The sequence below is a fragment of the Bacillus sp. OV322 genome (genome assembly GCF_900112495.1).
Classification (GTDB): domain Bacteria; phylum Bacillota; class Bacilli; order Bacillales; family DSM-1321; genus Peribacillus.
Genome location: NZ_FOMA01000019.1, coordinates 1 through 2,995, shown reverse-complemented (window position 1 = coordinate 2,995; position 2,995 = coordinate 1). Strand labels below are relative to the sequence as shown.

At 52.3% G+C, this 2,995-nt stretch carries 1 rRNA gene; it reads left to right on the top strand.

Going from position 1 to position 2,995, the window contains the following annotated elements:
• Positions 1 to 62: 62 nt before the first annotated feature.
• Positions 63 to 2,994 (top strand): 23S ribosomal RNA (locus BM126_RS21740).
• Position 2,995: the final 1 nt, after the last annotated feature.

Sequence of the window (2,995 nt, the reverse complement as noted above, 5' to 3'; positions counted from 1 at the left end):
CTAGATAATAGATAGAAGGCAAATTTTTGCGTCAATCTTTTCAAAAACATACCATGTTTTATGGTTAAGTTAGAAAGGGCGCACGGTGGATGCCTTGGCACTAGGAGCCGATGAAGGACGGGACTAACACCGATATGCTTCGGGGAGCTGTAAGTAAGCTTTGATCCGGAGATTTCCGAATGGGGAAACCCACTGTTCGTAATGGAACAGTATCTGTACCTGAATACATAGGGTACTGAAGGCAGACCCGGGGAACTGAAACATCTAAGTACCCGGAGGAAGAGAAAGCAAACGCGATTTCCTGAGTAGCGGCGAGCGAAACGGAATTAGCCCAAACCAAGAGGCTTGCCTCTTGGGGTTGTAGGACACTCAACATGGAGTTACAAAGGAACGGGGTAAATGAAGAGGCTTGGAAAAGCCCGTCAGAGAAGGTAATAACCCTGTAGTTGAAACTTCGTTCCCTCCTGAGTGGATCCTGAGTACGGCGGGACACGAGAAATCCCGTCGGAAGCAGGGAGGACCATCTCCCAAGGCTAAATACTCCCTAGTGACCGATAGTGAACCAGTACCGTGAGGGAAAGGTGAAAAGCACCCCGGAAGGGGAGTGAAATAGATCCTGAAACCGTGTGCCTACAAGTAGTCAGAGCCCGTTAATGGGTAATGGCGTGCCTTTTGTAGAATGAACCGGCGAGTTACGATTTCATGCAAGGTTAAGTTGAGAAGACGGAGCCGCAGCGAAAGCGAGTCTGAATAGGGCGAATGAGTATGAGGTCGTAGACCCGAAACCAGGTGATCTACCCATGTCCAGGGTGAAGTTCAGGTAACACTGAATGGAGGCCCGAACCCACGCACGTTGAAAAGTGCGGGGATGAGGTGTGGGTAGCGGAGAAATTCCAATCGAACCTGGAGATAGCTGGTTCTCTCCGAAATAGCTTTAGGGCTAGCCTCATAATGAGAGTCTTGGAGGTAGAGCACTGATTGGACTAGGGGCCCTCATCGGGTTACCGAATTCAGTCAAACTCCGAATGCCAAAGACTTATTTATGGGAGTCAGACTGCGAGTGATAAGATCCGTAGTCAAAAGGGAAACAGCCCAGACCACCAGCTAAGGTCCCAAAGTATACGTTAAGTGGAAAAGGATGTGGAGTTGCTTAGACAACCAGGATGTTGGCTTAGAAGCAGCCACCATTTAAAGAGTGCGTAATAGCTCACTGGTCGAGTGACTCCGCGCCGAAAATGTACCGGGGCTAAACGTATCACCGAAGCTGTGGATTGACACCTCTGGTGTCAGTGGTAGGAGAGCGTTCTAAGGGCGTTGAAGCTAGACCGGAAGGACTGGTGGAGCGCTTAGAAGTGAGAATGCCGGTATGAGTAGCGAAAGAAGGGTGAGAATCCCTTCCACCGAATGCCTAAGGTTTCCTGAGGAAGGCTCGTCCGCTCAGGGTTAGTCAGGACCTAAGCTGAGGCCGAAAGGCGTAGGCGATGGACAACAGGTTGATATTCCTGTACCACCTATTCATCGTTTGAACGATGGGGGGACGCAGGAGGATAGGGTAAGCGCGCTGTTGGATATGCGCGTCCAAGCAGTTAGGCCGGAAACGAGGCAAATCCCGTTTCCATCAAGGCGGAGCTGTGATGGCGAGGGAAATATAGTACCGAAGTTCCTGATTCCACACTGCCAAGAAAAGCCTCTAGTGAGATGAAGGGTGCCTGTACCGCAAACCGACACAGGTAGGCGAGGAGAGAATCCTAAGGTGTTCGAGAGAACTCTCGTTAAGGAACTCGGCAAAATGACCCCGTAACTTCGGGAGAAGGGGTGCTTTTTAGGGTGAATAGCCCGGAAAAGCCGCAGTGAATAGGCCCAGGCGACTGTTTAGCAAAAACACAGGTCTCTGCGAAGCCGCAAGGCGAAGTATAGGGGCTGACACCTGCCCGGTGCTGGAAGGTTAAGGGGAGAGGTTAGCGCAAGCGAAGCTTTGAACCGAAGCCCCAGTAAACGGCGGCCGTAACTATAACGGTCCTAAGGTAGCGAAATTCCTTGTCGGGTAAGTTCCGACCCGCACGAAAGGTGTAACGATCTGGGCACTGTCTCAACGAGAGACTCGGTGAAATTATAGTACCTGTGAAGATGCAGGTTACCCGCGACAGGACGGAAAGACCCCGTGGAGCTTTACTGCAGCCTGATATTGAATTTTGGTACAGCTTGTACAGGATAGGTAGGAGCCTGAGAAGCCGGAGCGCCAGCTTCGGTGGAGGCGTCGGTGGGATACTACCCTGGCTGTATTGAAATTCTAACCCGCGCCCCTGATCGGGGCGGGAGACAGTGTCAGGTGGGCAGTTTGACTGGGGCGGTCGCCTCCTAAAGAGTAACGGAGGCGCCCAAAGGTTCCCTCAGAATGGTTGGAAATCATTCGCAGAGTGTAAAGGCACAAGGGAGCTTGACTGCGAGACCTACAAGTCGAGCAGGGACGAAAGTCGGGCTTAGTGATCCGGTGGTTCCGCATGGAAGGGCCATCGCTCAACGGATAAAAGCTACCCCGGGGATAACAGGCTTATCTCCCCCAAGAGTCCACATCGACGGGGAGGTTTGGCACCTCGATGTCGGCTCATCGCATCCTGGGGCTGTAGTCGGTCCCAAGGGTTGGGCTGTTCGCCCATTAAAGCGGTACGCGAGCTGGGTTCAGAACGTCGTGAGACAGTTCGGTCCCTATCCGTCGTGGGCGCAGGAAATTTGAGAGGAGCTGTCCTTAGTACGAGAGGACCGGGATGGACGCACCGCTGGTGTACCAGTTGTCTTGCCAAAGGCATAGCTGGGTAGCTACGTGCGGACGGGATAAGTGCTGAAAGCATCTAAGCATGAAGCCCCCCTCAAGATGAGATTTCCCATAGCGCAAGCTAGTAAGATCCCTGAAAGATGATCAGGTTGATAGGTCTGAGGTGGAAGCGTGGTGACACGTGCAGCTGACAGATACTAATCGATCGAGGACTTAACCAAA